This is a genomic window from Corallococcus sp. Z5C101001 (assembly GCF_007352635.1).
Lineage (GTDB): Bacteria > Myxococcota > Myxococcia > Myxococcales > Myxococcaceae > Corallococcus > Corallococcus silvisoli.
This window is the reverse complement of record NZ_VKLU01000005.1, coordinates 1-17,387: the sequence shown is the minus strand read 5'-3', so window position 1 is coordinate 17,387 and position 17,387 is coordinate 1. Positions and strand designations below refer to the sequence as shown.

Genomic DNA, 17,387 nt, shown 5'->3' with positions numbered 1-17,387 from the left:
GCGAAAGAGAGCCCGCCATCCATGTCCCAGGCCGCATCCTCGTCCGTGAATGTTGATGCCCAGCGCATCGATCCTGACGCGCTGGCGATCCTCGAACGCCTTCGGGGCGGGGGATTCCAAGCCCTGTTGGTGGGTGGGTGCGTGAGGGACCTGCTGCTCGGGCGGACGCCGAAGGACTTCGACATCGCCACGGACGCGCGGGCGGATCAGATCCACGCCCTCTTCGAGGAGAGCCTGCTGCTGGGGGGCCGGGGGTCGGTCGTGGCGTTGGTGTTCCAGGGTGGGAAGCGGTTCGACGTGGCGACGCTGCGCCCCGTGCGCACGCCCGCGTCGACGCCGAGGGTGCCCATGGACGCGGACCTGGTGGCGGTGGCGCGCGAGGTCCCCGTGGGGACGGTGGCGCAGGACGCCGCCTCGCGTGACTTCTCCGTCAACGCGCTCTTCCATGATCCGTTCGAGGGCCGGACGCTCGACTTCGTGGGCGGGGTGGCTGACGTTCACGGCCGCGTGCTGCGGTCCCTGGGCGAGCCCGCCGCGCGCTTCCAGGATGATCCTTCACTGGTCTACCGGGCGCTGCGCATCGGCGCGCGGCGGGACCTCAGCGTGGAGCCCCGGACGTTGGAGGCGTTGCGCGACGGCGTCGCCGCGTTGCCGTCCAGCCCGCTCTCGCTGCGCATCCATGAGCTGCTGGAGTGCCTGGCCCTGGGCGTGGCCGGACTCTGCCTGCGGCGGATGCGGGAGCTGGACGTGTTGAAGCAGACGCTTCCGGCCTTCGCGCGGCTCGGTGCCGCCGGGTGGAATGAGCTGATCGCCCTGGGGGATGCGATGGACCGTTGGGAGGGAGAGGGACGCGCCCTCGGCCACCCGACACGCCTCGCGGCGCTCCTGCTCCCCCTGGCGCTGGCGGACTCGCCTCCCACGGGGGACTGGCTGCCGGCGGTGTCCGAGCTGGTTCCGACGGATGAGGGGGCGGAGCGTCACCCCCTGGTGGCGGACGGCCTCACGGTGCTGGCGGCGCAGGGGGTGCTGCGCCAGGGGCCGGACAGCCCGGGGGCCCGGGAGCTGCTGGGATCGCACCTGTTGTCGGAGTCGTTGGACGTGTTCGCGCTCTCAATCGAAGCCGTGGGTGGCGCGCGGGGTCCGCTGGACGCGTGGCGTGCGAGGCAAGGCACATGAAGCTGCTGTCGCTGTTGTTCCAGGCGTCTCGCGGACGCTTCCTGGCCTCGGTCCTGTCCGGCCTCATCTCCGGCGCCTGCGGGGCCGGGCTGATCGCGATGATCAACCGCACCCTGTCCCATGCGCAGGCCCAGGGGGCGCGGGAGGTGGCGCTCTTCGTCGGGCTGGTCGCCGTGGCGTTGGTGTCGCGCATCGCCGCGCAGGTGTGGATCAGCCAGATCAACCAGGACGCGCTCTTCGACCTGCGGCTGAAGACGAGCGCGCAGATCGCCCGCGCGCCCCTGCGGCAGTTGGAGGAGCAGGGCGCGCACCGGCTGCTGTCCGCGCTGACCGAGGACCTGTTCCATCTCACCAACGCCATGGCGATGCTGCCGCGGCTGGTCATCAACGCGTCCACGGTGTTCGGGTGCCTCATCTACATGGTGCTGCTGTCCCGGACGCTGCTGCTGGCGTTGGTCGTGTGCCTGGTGCTCGGCATCGCCACCTACCGGCTGTCCACCGCGCGGGCGCTGCGCGACATGCGCCGGGCGCGCGAGGTGCAGGACGAGCTGATGCTGCACTTCCGGAGCCTGACGGACGGCATCAAGGAGCTCAAGCTGCATGCCCGGCGGCGCGACGACTTCCTGTCCCGCGTCGTCGCGGACGCGGCCGGACGGGTGAAGGACCTCCAGCGGCGGGCCGCCACGGCGTTCGCGGTGGGCTCCAGCTGGGGGATGTTCCTGTTCTTCGTCGTCATCGGCGTGCTGCTCTTCCTCCTGCCCCAGCTCACGGAGGTGAACACGGCTTCCCTGGTGGGCTACACGCTCGCGGTGCTCTACCTCCAGCAGCCGCTCATGTCCCTGATGGAGGGCATGCCCCTCATCTCCCGGGGGCAGGTGTCGCACGCGAAGCTGGAGACCCTGGGCCTGTCCCTGTCGTCATCCGCGGAGTCAGCCCGGGACGCGCAGGCGGCGGTGGAGCCACGGCCGTCGTTCCAGACACTGGAGTTGAGGGGCGTCACCCACCGCTACCAGCGCGAGCACGATGACCAGACCTTCACCCTGGGGCCCGCCGACCTGGTGCTCCGTCCGGGAGAGCTGCTGTTCATCGTGGGGGGCAACGGCAGCGGGAAGACGACGCTCGCCAAGCTCATCACCGGCCTGTATTCGCCTCAGGAGGGAGAGATCCTCCTGGATGGCCAGCCGGTGACGGCCCAGACGGTGGAGCATTACCGCCAGCACTTCTCCGCGGTGTTCTCCGACTTCCACCTCTTCGACCGGCTGCTGGGCATGGACGGAGAGCTGTCCCAGGTGCAGGGCTTCCTGGAGCGCCTGAAGCTGGAGCACAAGGTCCGCCTGGACGGGAAGGCGTTCTCCACCACGGCGCTCTCGCAGGGCCAGCGCAAGCGGCTGGCCCTGGTGACGACGCTGCTCGAGGACCGCGCCATCTACCTCTTCGACGAGTGGGCGGCGGACCAGGACCCGGCGTTCAAGACCGTCTTCTACCGGGAGCTGCTGCCGGAGCTGAAGCGGCGAGGCAAGGCCGTGGTCGTCATCTCCCATGACGATCGCTACTTCGACGTGGCGGACCGCCTGCTGCGCGTCGAGTCCGGACGGCTCCTGAGTGACTGGGGCACCCGGGACTCGCTGGCCGCGTCGTGAGCCGGCTCAGGACGCCGTGACACACGGGCTGGGGGCTCGCGAGTACCAACCCGGCTGCTGTTTTCCGGCTGAGTAAGAAACGACCCAGGTTTTCTCGGATGGCTCATTGATCAATGAATCAAAACCTCTGTAGGAAACTCAGAAATACAGTTATTTCTTGCAGTTGAATGAGCCCGGTCTTCTCAAGCCCGTCACTTCTTCCGGATTACTCGACACACCCTCCGTTTCAGTCGCTGGTGGAGTTGCTCCAGCGACGCAGCGCCGAGGCTGCTCGCGCGTCCCGCTACACGTTCCTGGGTGAGACCGGTGACGTGGAGGTGTCGTGGACCCACGCGGAGCTGGAGCTGCATGCGCGGCGCATCGCGCTGGCGCTCGCGGAGGTAGAGCCTGGGGCTCGGGCGGTGCTGCTGTATCCGCCGGGGCTCGATTACATCGCGGGCTTCTTCGGCTGTCTCTACGCGGGGCTGGTGGCGGTGCCGGCGTATCCGCCGGACCCGTCGCGGTTGGAGCGCACGCTGCCCCGGTTGCGCGCCATCATCGAGGACTCGCGCGCGACGGTGGTGCTGACCACGTCCTTCATCCTGTCGATGAAGGATTTCCTGCTGGACCAGGCGCCGGAGCTGGGCGGGCTGCGCTGGGTGGGCACGGATGCCCTGGAGGCGGGGGCCGAGGAGGCGTGGCGCGCCCCGGTGGCGCGGCGGGACACGCTGGCGTTCCTCCAGTACACGTCGGGCTCCACGGGGACGCCCAAGGGCGTGATGCTCACCCACGGCAACCTGTTGCACAACCTGGAGGCCATCGGGCGCAGCTTCCGGGCGGGGGCCGACAGCACGGGCGTCATCTGGTTGCCGCCGTACCACGACATGGGGCTCATCGGCGGCATCCTGGAGCCGCTGTACGGTGGCTTCACCACGGTGCTGATGTCGCCGATCACCTTCCTGCGGCGTCCGCTCACGTGGCTGGAGGCCATCTCCCAGCACCGGGGCACCATCAGCGGCGGCCCCAACTTCGCGTTCGACCTCTGCGCGCGGCGCATCTCCGAGGAGGACCGGGCGCGGTTGGATCTCTCCTCGTGGGAGGTGGCGTTCTGCGGCGCGGAGCCCATCCGGGCGGAGACGCTGGAGCGCTTCACCCGGACGTTCGGTCCCCAGGGCTTCCGGGCCCGGTCGCTGTACCCGTGCTACGGCCTGGCGGAAGGGACGCTCATCGCCACGGGCGTGGAGCAGGGCGCGGGCGCGGAGTCGCTCGCGCTGGATGGCGAGGCGCTGGGCCGCTTCCGGGCGGAGCGGGTGGCGCCGGGAGCGCCGGGCGCGCGCGAGCTGGTGGGGTGTGGCCGCTCGATGCCGGATCAGTCGCTGCTCATCGTCGACCCCGAGGCCCGCACGCCTCGCGCGGACGGCGAGGTGGGGGAGATCTGGCTCCGGGGCGAGAGCATCGCGCAGGGCTACTGGCAGCGCCCGCGTGAGACGGAGGAGGCCTTCCAGGCGCGCCGCGCGGACGACGGTGACGGTCCCTTCCTGCGCACGGGCGATCTGGGCTTCGTCCTTCGGGGCGAGCTCTACGTCACCGGACGGCGCAAGGACCTCATCATCCTGCGTGGCCGCAACCACTACCCGCAGGACCTGGAGCTGACGGCCGAGCGCGCGCACCCGGCGATCCGTCCGGGTTCGGGCGCCGCGTTCAGCGTCGACGTCGCGGGCGAGGAGCGGCTGGTGCTCGTCCACGAGGCGGGCCTGCGTGAGGGCACGGACCCGGCCGTGGTGCTGGCGGCGCTGCGCCAGGCGCTCAGCGAGCAGCACGAGCTGCAACCCCATGCGCTGCTCCTGCTGGAGCCGGGCAGCATTCCGAAGACCTCCAGCGGGAAGATCCAGCGGCGCGCCTGCCGTGAAGGCTTCCTTGACGGGTCGCTGCGCGCCGTCGCGCAGTGGAGCGAGGGCACCGTCGCCGAGTCCTTGACGGGCCAGGGCGAAGCGCTCGCTCCGGGCAACACGGCCGAATCGCTCGGCGTCTGGCTGCGGGGCCGCGTGGCGGCGCGGTTGCGCGTCCGGCCCGACGAGGTGTCCTCCACCGAGCCCATCACCCGGCTCGGCCTGGATTCGCTCGCGGCCGTGGAGCTGAGCCACGACATCGAGAAGTCCCTGGGCGTCCATGTCCCCATGGAGGCGCTGCTCCAGGGCTCCAGCGTGGCGGAGCTGGCCGGTCGCGTGCTCGCGCAGCGCGCGGGGTCCGCCGCCTGGGGGCCCTCGCCCTTGAAGAACCGGGTCCGCGAGGCGCTGCCCGCGCTGTCGTTCTCCCAGCAGCGGCTGTGGTTCCTGGACGAGCTCGTCCGCGGCAGCCCCGCGTATCACATCCCCGTCGCGGTCCGGCTGGCGGGGCCGTTGGACATCCCGGCGCTCGAGCACGCGTTGGCCACGCTCGTGCGGCGCCACGAGACGCTGCGCACGACCTTCGTCAGCCGGGACGGCGTTCCCTCGCAGCGCATCGCCTCCGAGGCGGCCGTGGCCTTGCGCCACGTGGACGTGAGCGGGCGGGAGGCGCCGGCGGCGGAGACGGCGCGCGTGGCGCAGGCGGAGGCGGAGCGCCCGTTCGACCTGGAGACGGGCCCGCTGATGCGGGTGACGCTGGTGAAGGAGTCGGACGGCGAGCACGTGCTGGTGGTGGTGATGCACCACATCGTGTCGGACGGCTGGTCGATGGGCGTGATGGTGCGGGAGGTCGCGGCGGCGTACGAGGCGCGGGTGAAGGGTGAATCGCCAGCGGAAGGTGCGCTGGAGGTGCAGTACGCGGACTGGGCGGCGTGGCAGCGGGAGTGGCTGGAGGGCGGCGCGCTGGAGGAGCAGCTGGGGTGGTGGAGGCAGCGGCTCACGGGAGCGCCCGCGGCCCTGGAGCTGCCCACGGACAGGCCCCGGCCGGTCAACCCCACGTTCCGTTCCCACACCGTCACGGCGAGCCTGCCGCGCTCGCTCTCGGAGGCGGTGAAGGAGCTGGCGAAGCGTGAGGGCGTGACGCCGTTCATGGTGTTGCTGGCGGGATGGCAGGTGGTGCTGGCGAAGCACGCGGGGCAAGAGGACGTGAGCGTCGGGACGCCGATCGCGGGGCGGCAGCGTGTGGCGACGGAGGGGCTGATCGGCTTCTTCGTGAACACGCTGGTGCTGCGGACGAAGGTGGAAGGGGGGAGGAGCTTCCGGGAGCTGCTGGGGCAGGTGAGGGAGACGACGCTGGGGGCGTACGCGCACCAGGACGTGCCGTTCGAGAAGCTGGTGGAGGCGTTGCAGCCGGCGCGGGATCTCGGCCGCCATCCCCTGTTCCAGGTGATGCTCGCCTTCCAGCAGGACTCGCTGCCCGAGCTGAAGCTGCCCGGCCTCGCCCTGAGGTCCATGCCGCTGGACACCGGCGCGGTGAAGTTCGATCTGTCGCTGAACCTGTCCGAGACCGCGGAGGGCTTCACGGGGACGCTGGTGGGCGCCGCGGAGCTGTTCGACCGCGCGAGCACCGAACGGATGGTGCGCCACTGGCACACGCTGCTGGAGGCCGCGGCGGAGCGGCCCGAGCTGCGCGTGGAGGCGCTGCCGCTGCTGGACGCGGACGCTCGGCGTGCGGTGCTGGAGGCCTGGCCGGACGAGCGGTTGGACGCGGGGGACGACACGTGCCTGCACTCGCTCTTCGAGGCCGAGGCGGCCCGAGTGCCTGACGCCGTGGCGGTGGTGGGCGGAGGCCAGTCGCTGACGTACCGCGCGTTGGAGCAGGGGGCGAATCAGCTCGCCGGCGCGCTGCGGGCGATGGGCGTGGGCCGGGATTCGCGCGTGGGCCTGTGCATGGACCGGCGTGCCGACGCGATGCGCGGCCTGCTGGGCATCCTCAAGGCGGGGGGCGCATATGTTCCGTTGGATCCGGCGAACCCGGGGGAGCGGTTGCGCCTGATGCTCGACGAGGCGCGCGTGGACGTCGTGGTGACGACCCGCGAGCTTGCTTCTCGCTTCGACGGTCACGCGGGTCCGCTCGTGCTGTTGGAGGAGGGGGACACCGCGTTCGCGTCCTTCCCCGCGGACGCGCCGCCCTCGGAGGGCGCGCTGCCCTCCAACCTCGCCTACGTCATCTTCACCTCGGGCTCCACCGGCCGGCCCCGGAGCGTGGGCATCGAGCACCGTCAGATCGTGCGCTACGTGCGCGGACTCGTGCGGCGTCTGGACCTGGCGAGGGGCGCGTCCTTCGCGTCCGTCTCCACGCTGGCGGCGGACCTGGGCCACACCGCGCTGTTCCCCACGCTCGCGCGGGGCGGCACCGTGCACCTGGTGGACACGGAGACCGCCTCCGACGCCGCGGCGCTGGGCGCGTACTTCGAGCGGCACGGCGTGGAGGGGCTGAAGATCGTCCCCTCGCACCTGCGGGCCCTGCTGGCGTCGGAGTCTCCGGCGCGCGTGCTGCCTCGGCGCTGGCTGGTGATGGGCGGCGAGTCCTCCGACTGGGCGCTGGTGGATCAGGTGCGCTCGCTCGTGCCCGGCTGCGCGGTGTTCAACCACTACGGCCCCACGGAGACCACCGTGGGCGTGCTCACGCTGCCCGCGTCGGAGATCGCGCGCGAGGCCCGCTCCGTCACCGTGCCGCTGGGCCGGCCGCTGCCCGAGGTCCGGGCCTACGTGCTGGACGCGGGCCTGCGGCCCGTGCCTCCAGGCGTGGCGGGAGGGCTCTACATCGCGGGCGGCACGGTGGGCCGGGGCTACCTGGGCCGGCCGGAGCTCACCGCCGAGCGCTTCATCCCGTCTCCGTTCGCGAAGGCGCCCGGTGAGCGCATGTACCGCACGGGCGACCGCGCGCGGCTCGGGGCTGATGGCGCCATCGTGTTCCTGGGCCGCGAGGACGACCAGCTCAAGGTGCGCGGCTTCCGCGTGGAGCCCGGTGAAGTAGAGGCGGTGCTCAAGCAGCACCCCGCGGTCATGGAGGCGGTGGTGGTGGCTCGCGAGGCGGGGGCCGGTGAGCGGCGCCTCGTGGCATACGCGGTGCCAGCGCCCGGCAGCGGCGTGGGCGCCGACGCCCTCAAGGCCTTCCTCGAGGCGCGGCTGCCGTCGTACCTGGTTCCTTCCGCGGTGGGCGTGCTGGAGGCCCTGCCGCTCACCGCCAACGGCAAGGTGGACCGCCGCGCCCTGCCGGAGCTGGGCGTGGCCGTGCGTGCGGAGTCCTCCGGACCGGGCACGCCCTTCGAAGCGCTGCTCGCCTCCGTCTGGACGCAGGTGCTGGGGGTGCCCGACGTGGGCCCCGGGGACGACTTCTTCGAGCTGGGCGGCCACTCGCTGCTGGCCACCCGGACGGTGTCCCACATCCGCTCCGTCTTCCGGGTGGACCTGCCGCTGCGTGCGCTGTTCGAGACGTCGAAGTTGGGCGCGCTCGCGCGGCGGCTGGAGGCGCTGTCCCGCACGGGGCTGGAGACCGTGCGGCCCCCTGTCGTCCCGGTGCCACGCGCCCAGCCGCTGCCGCTGTCCTTCGCGCAGCAGCGGCTCTGGTTCCTCGACCGGCTGGAGCCGGGCGACGCCCTCTACAACGTCCCCGCGATGCTGTGGCTGGAGGGCGCGCTCGACGCGGCGGCACTGGAGCGCTCCCTGGCGGAGATCCTCCGGCGCCACGAGGTGCTGCGCACGACGTTCCATGAAACGCCGGACGGCGCGGTCCAGCGGGTCTCTCCGCCGCCTGGACGCGCGCTGACCCACGTCGAGCTGCGTGGCCTGGCTCACGACGCACGCGATGTCCGGGCGCGCGAGTGGGCGCGCGAGGACGCGGCGCGGCCCTTCGATCTCGTCGAGGGACCGCCGGTGCGCATGTCACTGCTGGCGCTGCGGGACGACCTGCACGTGCTGGTGCTCGTGATGCACCACATCGTGGCGGACGGTTGGTCCCTGGGCGTGCTCGTCCGCGAGCTGGGGGCGCTCTACGGGGCGTTCACGCAGGGCCGCGCGTCCGGCCTGCCGGAGCTCGCGGTGCAGTACGCGGATCACGCGGTCTGGCAGCGCGGTTGGCTCCAGGGGGACGTGCGGGAGGCCCAGCTCGCCTGGTGGCGTGAACAGCTGCGGGACGCGCCGCGCGTGCTGGACCTGCCCGTGGCCCGCCACCGCCCGAAGGTGCGCACGTCGCAGGGCGCCCAGGCCACCCACGTGCTGCCGCGCGCCATGGCGGAGGCCGTGCGCCAGCTCGCGCTGCGCGAGGGCGCCACGCCCTTCATGGTGCTGATGGCCGCGTTCCAGGCGCTGCTGCACCGCTACACCGGCCGGACGGATCTGCTGGTGGGCACGGACATCGCCAACCGCCACCACGCGGAGACGGAGGCCCTGGTGGGCTTCTTCGTCAACCAGGTGGTGCTGCGCACCCGCCCTGCCCCCGCGCTCGCCTTCCGGGCGCTCCTGGCGCAGGTGCGGGAGGCGGCCCTGGGGGCCTATGCCCACCAGGACCTCCCCTTCGAGGAGCTGGTGCGGGACCTGAACCCGGAGCGCAGCCTGGGCGCGTCGCCGCTGTTCCAGGTCAAGCTCATCTTCCAGAACGCGCGCGACGCGGAGCTGGCCCTGCCCGGCATGTCCCTGCGGGTGGAGTCCATCGACCCGGGCGCGTCGAAGTTCGACCTCACGGTGGCCTTCAGCGACACCCCGGAGGGCCTGTCGGGCCTCTGGGAGTACAGCACCGACCTCTTCGACGCGGCGACGGTGGCGCGGATGCAGGAGCACCTGCGCACGCTGCTGGAGGGGGCCCTGGCCCGGCCCGATGGCCGGTTGGACGCGCTGCCGCTCTTGACGGACGGGGAGCGGACCACGCTGCTGGACACGTGGAACTCCGCCACGCTCGAGACGGGGGACCTGCGACGCGTCCACCGGCGCTTCGAGGCCACCGTGGAGGCCTTCGCTGGCGCACCCGCGCTGCTGTTCGAGGGGCGCACGGTGAGCTACCAGGAGCTCGATGCGCGGGCCAACGCGCTCGCCCGCCACCTGCGCGCGCAGGGCGTGGGGCTGGAGACGCGCGTGGGCATCTGCCTGGAGCGCTCGCCGGAGCTGGTCGTGGCCATGCTCGCGACGCTCAAGGCCGGGGGCGCCTTCGTGCCGCTGGATCCCGCGTACCCGAGCTCCCGGCTGGCCTTCATGCTGGAGGACTCCGCGGTGCCCGTCGTGGTGACCCGCTCCGAGCTGGCGGATGAGCTGCCGGAGGTGGGGGCCCACCTCGTGTGCCTGGACGAGGACGCCGCCCGGCTGGCGGCGCTGCCCGTCACGCCGTTGGAGGACGCGGGCGCGCCCGGACATCTGGCGTACGTCATCTACACGTCGGGCTCCACGGGCCGCCCCAAGGGCACGCTGCTGACGCACGGTGGCCTCTGCAACACCGCCGTGGCCGTGGCGCGCGCGCATGGCGTCCACCCCGACAGCCGCGTGTTGCAGTTCGCCTCCAGCAGCTTCGACGCCGCGGTGTGCGAGGTCTTCTCCACGCTGCTGTGTGGCGCGTGCCTGGTGCTGACGCCGAAGGACTCGCTCCTGCCGGGGCCCGCCCTGGCGCGGACGCTGGCCGAGCACGCCGTCACCACCGTGACGCTGACGCCGTCGGTGCTGGCGCAGCAGTCCCCGGATGAGCTGCCCGCGCTCCAGACGGTCATCTCCGCGGGCGAGGCCTGCCCTCCGGAGGTCGTGCGGCGGTGGTCGCCGGGCCGGCGGTTCATCAACGCGTATGGCCCCACGGAGATCACCGTGTGCGCCACGCTGACGGACGGACCGCTGTCGTCGGAGCGGGTGACCATCGGCGGGCCGCTCGCGAACGTGCGTGTGTACGTGTTGTCTCCCGCGCTCGAGTTGGTGCCCGAGGGCGTTCCCGGCGAGCTGTACGTGGGCGGGGCGGGCGTGGGGCGCGGCTACCTGGGCCACCCGGCGCTCACCGCCGAGCGCTTCGTTCCGGACCTGTTCGCCACGGAGCCCGGCGCACGGCTGTACCGCACGGGCGACCGGGCGCGGTGGGTGGAGGGCGGCGCCCTGGAGTTCCTGGGGCGCACGGACGCGCAGGTGAAGGTGCGCGGCTTCCGCATCGAGCTGGAGGAGGTGGAGGCGGTGCTGGGCGCACAGCCCGGCGTCCAGGCGGCGGCGGTGGCGGTGCGCGAGGAGGCGTCCGGCGTGCGTCGGCTGGTGGGCTACGTGGTGCCCGCCGAAGGCGTCAGTCCCGACGAGACCGCGCTGCGCGAGGGGCTCCGGCGGCGATTGCCGGAGCACATGGTGCCGTCGGCCTTCGTCGTGCTGGACGCGTTGCCGCTGTCGCCCAACGGCAAGGTGGATCGCGGCGCCCTTCCGGCGGTCGGTGGCCGCCCGGCGCGCGAGGCGTCGTCCTTCGTGGAGCCCTCCACGCCCGCGGAGCGGCTGCTGGCCTCCATCTGGGCGCAGGTGCTGCGCGTGGAGCGGGTGGGCGCGGACGACAACTTCTTCGAGCTGGGCGGCGACTCCATCATCAGCCTCCAGGTCGTCGCGCAGGCGCGGCGCGCGGGCCTCGCCCTCACGCCCAAGCAGCTCTTCGAGCACCAGCGGTTGCGGGATCTGGCCGCGGCCGCCCCGCTGGAGGCCAGCCCGGACGCACCGGATGCGGGACCGGTCTCGGGGACGGTGCCGCTCACCCCCATCCAGCGGTGGTTCCTCGAGCAGCAGTCTCCTTCGCCGGGGCACTACAACCAGGCGGTGCTCCTCTCCGCTCGTGAACCCCTGGACGCGGGGCTCGTCGAAGCGACGCTGCGGGCGCTCTGGCGGCACCACGACGCGCTCCGCCTGCGCTTCACGTCCGGTTGTGACGGCTGGTCGCAGCAGCACGCCGCGCCGGACGACGCGGTGACGTTCCTCGTCCGCGAGGACCTGTCCGGCCTCGCGGAGGACGCGCGCGAGGCGCGGCTCACGCAGGTGGCCACCCGCGTCCAGTCGGGCCTGGACCTGAGCGCGGGACCGCTCATGCGGGCGGTGCTCTTCTCGATGGGCGCGGGACAGCCCGCGCGGCTGCTCTGGGTCATCCACCATCTGGTGGTGGACGGCGTGTCGTGGCGAACGTTGCTGGAGGACTTCGAGGCCGCCTATCTGGCGCTGCGCGATGGCCTGGCGCCCGCGCTGCCCGCGCGCACCACGTCCTTCAAGGCGTGGGCGGAGCGGCTGGAGACGTACGCCCTTTCGGACGCGGTGTCCGCGGACGCCGAGGCGTGGCTGGCGCAGTCGCGGATACCGGTGGAGCCCCTGCCGCTGGAGGGTCCCGGGGGGACGAACACCGTGGCCTCCGCCCGGACGGTGTCGGCGGAGCTGGACGCGGAGACGACCCGGCTGCTGCTGCGCGAGGCGCCCACGGCGTGGCGCGCCCGCGTGGACGAAGTGCTGTTGTCCGCGGTCGCCCGCGCCCTGGGCCAGGTCCTGCGCGTGGGCCGCGTGCGCATCACCCTGGAGGGGCATGGCCGGGACGTGGCGCTGCCGGGCGTGGACGTGTCGCGCACCGTGGGTTGGTTCACCGCCGCGTACCCGGTGGTGCTGGACGTGGCGGGCCACGCGGCGGAGGGCGACCTGCTGCGCGCCGTGCGCGACTCGGTGCGGACGGTGTCGGGCCGGGGTGCGTCCTACGGGATGCTGCGCCACCTGCGCACGGATGACGTCGCACGGCTGCTGGGGGCGCAGCCCGCGCCCGCGGTGGCCTTCAACTACCTGGGACAGTTCGACGGGCTGGCGGCGGGCATGACGCTGCTGGAGCCCGCGAGCGGGAGCACCGGCCTGTCGCGCGCGCCTGACGCGACCCGGACGGAGGTGCTGTCGGTGGGGGCCCGGGTGCTGGACGGACGCCTGCGCCTGGAGTGGACGTACAGCGAGCACCTGCACCAACGCGCCACGGTGGAGGCGCTGGCCGGGGCGAGCCTGGAGACGTTGAGGGCGCTGGTGGCCCTGCGCGCGAGCCCGGAGACCCTGCGCTACACGCCGGCGGACTTTCCCCTGGCGCGTCTCTCGTCCGACGCGCTGGCGCGCATCCTGCCGCCGGGGGAGGCGGTGGAGGACGTCTATCCGCTGTCTCCGCTCCAGGAGGGCCTGCTCTTCCACGGCATCCTGGCGCCTGAGTCGGGTGCGTACTTCGAACAGGTGAGCTGTTCCTTCCACGCGCCCCTCAACGTCCAGGCCTTCCACCGCGCGTGGCAGGAGGCCGTGGCGGGCGAACCGGTGCTGCGCACCGCCTTCCGCTGGGAAGGGCTGGAGCGCCCGCGGCAGGTGGTGCTCGCGCGCGGGGAGCTGCCCTGGCGAGAGCTGGACTGGCGGGGCCTGCCGCCGGAGGAGCAGGAGGCGCGGCTCGTCCAGCTTCGCGCGGAGGACCGGGCGCGGGGGTTGGACCTCACGCGGGCACCGCTCATGCGCATGTCGCTCATCCGCGTGGACGCGCGCGTGCACCACCTGGTGTGGAGCTTCCACCACCTGCTGATGGACGGCTGGAGCGTGGGCCTGCTCCTGCGGCGCATCTTCGCCCTCTACGAGGCCTTCGGTCAGGGCCGGGTGCTGCCGAAGGGGGAGGGCGCGACGTTCCGCGACTACATCGGCTGGCTCCAGCGGCAGGACCTGGGCCGCGCCGAACGCTACTGGCGCGAGGCGCTGGCGGGCTTCACCCAGCCCACGCCGTTGCCAGAGGACCGGGGCGTGGGCCGCTCCAGCGACACGCGCGTGTTGCGGCGGCTGTCGCTGTCCGCGACCGCGACCTCGGCGCTCCAGGAGTTCGCGCGCCAGCAGCAAGTCACGCTCAACACGCTGGTGCAGGCGGCGTGGGGGCTGATGCTGGGGCGCTGCTCGGGTCTGGAGGACGTCGTCTTCGGTGCGACCGTGTCCGGGCGTCCGCCGGAGCTCGAAGGCGTGGAGTCCACGGTCGGCCTGCTCATCAACTCGCTGCCGGTCCGCGTCCGAGGGGCGGGGGACGCGGTGCTGGGGCCCTGGCTCCAGGCGTTCCAGCAGCGGCAGGCCGAACAGCGCCAGTACGAGTTCAGCCCGCTGGTGGAGGTGCAGGGCTGGAGCGGGTTGCCGCGGGGGGCGTCGCTCTTCGAGGCGCTGCTGGTGTTCGAGAACTACCCGCTGGACGCCGCGGTGTGGGAGTGGGCGCGCGACCTGGAGGTCCGCGGCTTCGTGGTGAGCGAGTGGACGAACTACCCGCTCACGTGCGTCGTCGTCCCGGGGCGGGAGCTGGAGTTCAAGCTGCTGCACGACACGGGGCGCTTCGCCCCGGAGTCCGCTGACGCGATGTTGCGCCACCTGGGCGCCTTGCTGGAGTCCTTCGTGTCGCATGCGGAGGCGCGGCTGGACAGCCTGCCCATGCTGTCGGCGCAGGAGCGCCAGCAGGTGCTCGCGTGGGGACAGCCTCGGGCCCCGGTGTTCGACCGGGAGCCTTGCATGCACCAGCGCTTCGAGGCCTGGGCCGCGCGGACGCCGGACGCCGTGGCGGTGACGTACGAGCAGGCTTCGTTGACGTATGGGGAGTTGAACCGCCGGGCCAACCAGCTCGCGCACCACCTGCGCCGTCAAGGCGTGGGGCCCGAGGTGCGCGTGGGCCTGTGCGTGGAGCGCTCGCTGGAGATGCTGGTGGGCCTGCTGGGAATCCTGAAGGCGGGCGGCGCGTACGTGCCGTTGGATCCGTCGTACCCCGCGGAGCGGCTCGCCTTCATGCTGGAGGACGCGGACGTGCCGCTGCTCCTCACCCAGGAGCGGCTGGTCGCGACCTTGCCCGCGGACCGCCCGGTGTTCCGGCTGGACGCGGACTGGTCGCGCGTCGCTGGCGAGTCCACGCAGGATCCGGCCCCGCTGGCGACGGCGGAGAACGGCTGCTACGTCATCTACACGTCGGGTTCGACGGGGCGTCCCAAGGGCATGCAGATTGGCCATGCCCAGGTCACGCGCCTCTTCACCTCCACGGCGCCGTGGTTCTCCTTCGGCCCGGACGAGGTGTGGACGCTGTTCCACTCGTACGCGTTCGACTTCTCCGTCTGGGAGATCTGGGGCGCGCTCATCCACGGGGCGCGGCTGGTCGTCGTGCCCTATCTGGTCAGCCGTTCACCCGAGGCCTTCCACGCGCTGGCCGTCGAGGAAGGGGTGACGGTGCTCAACCAGACGCCCTCCGCGTTCCTCCAGTTCGTGCAGGCGGACGGCGCTCGGCCGCCCGGTGCCCCGACGCGGCTGCGGTGGATCATCTTCGGCGGCGAGACGCTGGAGTTCTCCAGCCTGAAGACCTGGTTCGACCGGCACGGTGATGCGCGTCCGCGGCTGGTGAACATGTATGGCATCACGGAGACGACGGTCCACGTCACCTACCGGCCGCTGTCCGCCCACGACGCGAGCGGCGCGCAGCCCAGCAGCGTGGGCGTGCCCATCCCAGACCTCCAGGTGTACGTGCTGGACGCGCGAGGCGATCTGGCGCCCGTGGGCGTTCCGGGTGAGCTCTTCGTGGGCGGTGAAGGACCCGGCCGGGGCTACCTGAAGCGGCCGTCACTGACGGCGGAGCGCTTCGTGCCGGATCCGTTCTCCGGACGCCCGGGCGCGCGGCTGTATCGCACGGGTGACCTGGGGCGCTGGCGCTCGACGGGGGAGCTGGACCACCTGGGCCGCATCGACCACCAGGTGAAGCTGCGGGGCTTCCGCATCGAGCTGGGGGAGATCGAGTCCGCGCTGCGCGCCCAGCTCAGCGTCCGCGACGCGGCGGTGCTGGTGCGGACGGTGGCGGGGGACGCGCGGCTCGTGGCCTACGTGACGGCGCGGGATGACGCGCATGTGGATCCCTGGGAGTTGCGGCGCGTGCTGCGTGAGCGACTGCCCGACTACATGGTCCCGCAGGCGATCGTGCCGCTCGCGGCGTTCCCGCTCACGTCCCACGGAAAGCTGGCGCGTGAGGCGTTGCCCCTGCCGGAGTTGGTGGAGGCCGACACGCCCTCCACCTTCGAGGCGCCAAGGACGCCGACCGAAGAGCTGCTCGCGGACATCTGGGCCTCCGTGCTCGGCGTGGCGCGGGTGGGTCGCGGCGACGACTTCTTCGAACTGGGCGGGCACTCCCTGCTGGCCACCCAGGTGATGTCGCGGTTGCACGCGGTGTTCCCCGTGAACGTGCCACTCCGGGAGCTCTTCGAGCACCCCACCGTGGCCGCGCTGGGACAGTGGCTGGATGCGTCGCTGGGTGCGCGGAGGGAGACGGGTTCCGACGCCCTCGCCCCGTTGAAGGCCCGGAGCCGCGACGGACTCCTGCCGCTGTCGTTCGCGCAGCAGCGGCTGTGGTTCCTGGATCGGCTCACCCCGGGAAGCGCCGCGTACAACATCCAGGCCGCGCTGCGCTTGAAGGGGCCGCTGGATGTCGCCTCGCTGGAGCACGCCTTCACGCGCGTGGTCCAGCGGCACGAATCCCTGCGCACGACGTTCGGCGCGGTGGAGGGACGGCCGTTCCAGCGCATCACTTCCGAGGCAAGCGTTTCGCTGACTCACGTGGACGTGAGCGGGCGCGAGGACCGGGAGGCGGAGACGGCGCGGCTGGCCGCGGAGGAGGCGGGCCGCCCGTTCGACCTGGAGGCGGGGCCGCTGATGCGCGCCTTGCTCGTGAAGGAGGGCGAAGGTGAACACGTGTTGGTGCTGGTGATGCACCACATCGTGTCGGACGGCTGGTCGATGGGCGTGATGGTGAGGGAGGTGGGGGAGGCTTACGCGGCACGGGTGAAGGGCGAGTCACCGTCGGAAGGTGCGCTGGAGGTGCAGTACGCGGACTGGGCGACGTGGCAGCGCGAGTGGCTGGAGGGCGGCGCGCTGGAGGAGCAACTGGGGTGGTGGCGGCAGCGGCTCGCGGGAGCGCCGGCGGCCCTGGCGCTGCCCACCGACCGGCCTCGGCCTGTCGTGGCCTCGACGTCGGGCGCGAGCCTGGACGTGAGGTTGCCGCGTGAGGTGTCGGAGGCGGTGAAGGAGCTGGCGAAGCGTGAGGGCGTGACGCCGTTCATGGTGTTGCTGGCGGGATGGCAGGTGGTGCTGGCGAAGCACGCGGGGCAAGAGGACGTGAGCGTCGGGACGCCGATCGCGGGGCGGCAGCGTGTGGAGACGGAGGGGCTGATCGGCTTCTTCGTGAACACGCTGGTGCTGCGGACGAAGGTGGAAGGGGGGAGGAGCTTCCGGGAGCTGCTGGGGCAGGTGAGAGAGGCGACGCTGGGGGCGTACGCGCACCAGGACGTGCCGTTCGAGAAGCTGGTGGAGGCGTTGCAGCCGGCGCGGGACCTCGGCCGTCATCCCCTGTTCCAGGTCCTCTTCACGTTGCAGAACACCCCGACGTCGCCGTGGGCAGTGCCAGAGCTGTCAGCGGCTCCATATCCGCTGTCGCGTCACGCGTCGAAGTTCGACCTCGCGCTGGCCCTCACCGAACAGGCGGGCGGCTTCACTGGCTCCGTGGAGTACAGCACGGACCTGTTCGACGAGCGGACAGTGCAGCGGTGGATGGAGGGTTTCGAGCGGGTGGTGAAGGCGCTGGTGGAGAAGCCAGAGCAGCGGGTGGGGGAGCTGGAGTGGATGGGGCCTGAGGAGAGGCGGCGGGTGGTGGAGGAGTGGAACCGGA

At 72.3% G+C, this 17,387-nt stretch carries 3 protein-coding genes; all 3 read left to right on the top strand.

The window, feature by feature from the left end; all coding sequences use genetic code 11:
* Positions 1-21 precede the first annotated feature (21 nt).
* A complete protein-coding gene (locus FOF48_RS10545) occupies positions 22-1,176 on the top strand; it encodes a hypothetical protein (RefSeq protein ID WP_161666936.1) in 1,155 nt (384 codons plus the stop codon).
* Entirely contained in the window at positions 1,173-2,816 is a 1,644-nt protein-coding gene (locus FOF48_RS10540; RefSeq protein WP_143900552.1) for a cyclic peptide export ABC transporter, read from the top strand. The genes FOF48_RS10545 and FOF48_RS10540 overlap by 4 nt, the downstream gene beginning before the upstream one ends.
* 167 nt (positions 2,817-2,983) lie before the next feature.
* A partial coding sequence (locus FOF48_RS10535) for a non-ribosomal peptide synthase/polyketide synthase (RefSeq protein ID WP_143900550.1) occupies positions 2,984-17,387 on the top strand: 14,404 nt, incomplete at its 3' end.

What these genes read in the sequence shown, in the direction of transcription:
- FOF48_RS10545 (WP_161666936.1), top strand. Translation starts at nt 22, where the DNA reads ATGTCCCAGGCCGCATCCTCGTCCGTGAATGTTGATGCCCAGCGCATC.
- FOF48_RS10540 (WP_143900552.1), top strand. Translation starts at nt 1,173, where the DNA reads ATGAAGCTGCTGTCGCTGTTGTTCCAGGCGTCTCGCGGACGCTTCCTG.